Below are 2240 nucleotides of genomic sequence, written 5' to 3'. Positions count from 1 at the left end.
CTGTCGCGCCAGGCGATTTGCATTCCTGACTATATTGTCCTCGTCGACAACCCGATAGCCACCATTTTTCGCAACGATCCATACTGCTTCGCAGGCTCGCGAATGTCGCTGTCATCCTGCGAGCCGCAAAGCCGCGAAACTAGCAACCAGTTGGAGATTTTCGTCACGTTGGGCAATCTCGCCGGTGGCGGAATCTTCATGGGCCTTGGCTATTGGCTGCAGGAAGGTGGTATCGGCCATCCATCGACCGCAAGCATGCCGGCGTCCGCCAGGCGCGTTCATACAAACTAATCTGCAACTGGTTGCGGGTTTCACTCGAGCGCAAACGGGATGTGAAGACGCGGTGCAGCGTGGGCGCGCAGGAGCGGTTCGAGGGTTGCGAAAAGGGCGATAGTTATGCAATTTTGTCGATGGCTTATCAGGATTCCAGACTAAATGGACGTGACGCCTCATGGCGCGAAGCGCCATCGCATGGTGTTCGGACCAGCGCTGATCGTCAGCAGTAGTGCCACAGGTTGATCATCGTGTAAGCGAGGGTCTTGAATGCATAGTGGACCGGGCTCAGACGCTCGAAGCGAAGCAGCAGGCGCCGGAACTTGAAAATCATCTAGCGGGCCTCCCACCGTCGTCATGGAGGCGACGGGGTTAAAGTGAGCTTGCGAAGCGCTTTAACCGTAAGGAGGCCAACATGAACTATAGCGGCATTGACCTGCATTCGAACAACAGTGTGGTTACTGTGATCGACGAAACCGACCGGGTGGTGGCGGAAAAGCGCCTGCCCAACGACCTGACGAAGATCCTGGCGTTCCTCGCCCCGTGGCAGACGGAGCTTGCTGGTGTCGTGGTCGAGTCGACGTATTATGCACGCCCCAGAATTATGCATGGTTTGTCATTGAGCGGATTGGATTGCGCGGCGTAAGTGCCAATGTGAACTGCAGTGCAAACCACGCCGCGCGACCCATCCGGATGCGCGAGCCTCACGGCATTCGCGGACCGCACGGGCTCTTTTGGACGTGCATAATCACACAACTGGTTGTGTCGGGTAGCCGCCATGCATTGCTGCATAGCGGCCCCCTCAGGTAGGGTCGAGAACTGGCGCGCGCACCGGTAGGCGCCGGTGGTGATTCCACCGCTTTCGCGATGGCCCGCAATCCGGCAACCGTAGTCACGTTTCCAGCTCCCGCCACGTCGAACGCAGCGGGCCGATTTCCGGCACTACGCTCTCCTGTGTGCTTCATGCCAAGATTTATGCGACCTATCATGCTGGGCGCGCTTTCGGTGCGGCAGCACGACGAACACGATAGCCGTTGAACAGCTTCAGTTCCTCATACAGCCAGCGCCTACTCCACCGCTTCCAGCCGAAGCCCCGTCGATTCCGGGAGCGCCCCATATGGCGCCTGATCTTCTTTTCTACCCAGTCTTTGATGAAGCTGAAGCACTCGCTGGAATGTCCAACAGCGAAGTAATTCACCCAACCGCGTAACACCGGATTGATCCGCTCTACCACCCGATCTACCGGCTGCGACTGGTATCGCCGGAACACCTCTTTGAGCTTGCGCAATAACGCCGTGCGCTTCTTCAGCTTTGGCGTATAGTGCGCCCGCCACACCTGCCTCTGTACGCTGCGGAGTCGACGGAAGTCGAATCCCAGGAAGCCGAAGCTCTCTGCGCGGTCTAGATTAACGGTGCCTCTCTTCTCTTCATTGACCTCGACCTGCAGTTTGGCAAACTCTTCCCGAAGTCGCCTGGTCACCGCCCCCAGCAGCCACACATGGCGCGGATGGGCATCGATCAGCACGACCAGATCGTCTGCGAATCGGGCATACTCGACGTAGGTGTACTTCCCGTTGCGCGTGGCTTCTTTCGCCCGCTCCAGCATCCGGTCTACCTCGGTGAGATAGATGTTACTGAGCAGCGGCGAAATCACCCCACCTTGCGGAACGCCTTGTTTGCCCGACGCCATCAGCATCAGCTTCAGCAGATGCATCACGTCGTCGTCCTTGATCCGACGCGCCACTTTTTCAAGCAGTAGATGATGCCGAACTGTGTCAAAGTAGGCGCGCAAATCAAGGTCTATGACGCGGGTCTTGCACTGAACAATCGCCGTCGCCACCCGATGCACCGCTGCATGCGCGGTACGCTTGGGACGATATCCGTACGACCCCGGTTGGAAGTCTGCCTCGAAGATCGGCTCCAATATGAGCTTGAGCGCGCCCTGAACCACCCGGTCACGGATAGCC

1 protein-coding gene and 2 pseudogenes are annotated in these 2240 nt (G+C 58.2%); 2 read left to right on the top strand and 1 reads right to left on the bottom strand.

The features are described 5' to 3' along the window. A pseudogene (locus PQR02_RS40200) lies at positions 1 to 291 on the top strand (hypothetical protein); the annotation flags it as partial. 397 nt (positions 292 to 688) lie between these two features. Continuing rightward, positions 689 to 859 (top strand): annotated as a pseudogene (locus tag PQR02_RS40195) (IS110 family RNA-guided transposase); the annotation flags it as partial. 399 nt (positions 860 to 1258) lie between these two features. On the opposite strand, the gene PQR02_RS40190 reads toward PQR02_RS40195, so the two are convergent. Further along, the coding region (locus PQR02_RS40190) for a reverse transcriptase domain-containing protein (protein WP_408243348.1) at positions 1259 to 2240 on the bottom strand (982 nt) is incomplete at its 5' end.

It is taken from the genome of Paraburkholderia sediminicola (genome assembly GCF_046026895.1).
Classification (GTDB): Bacteria; Pseudomonadota; Gammaproteobacteria; order Burkholderiales; family Burkholderiaceae; genus Paraburkholderia; species Paraburkholderia sediminicola_C.
Note: the sequence above shows the minus strand (reverse complement) of the source record. Positions and strands in the feature narration are given on the sequence as shown.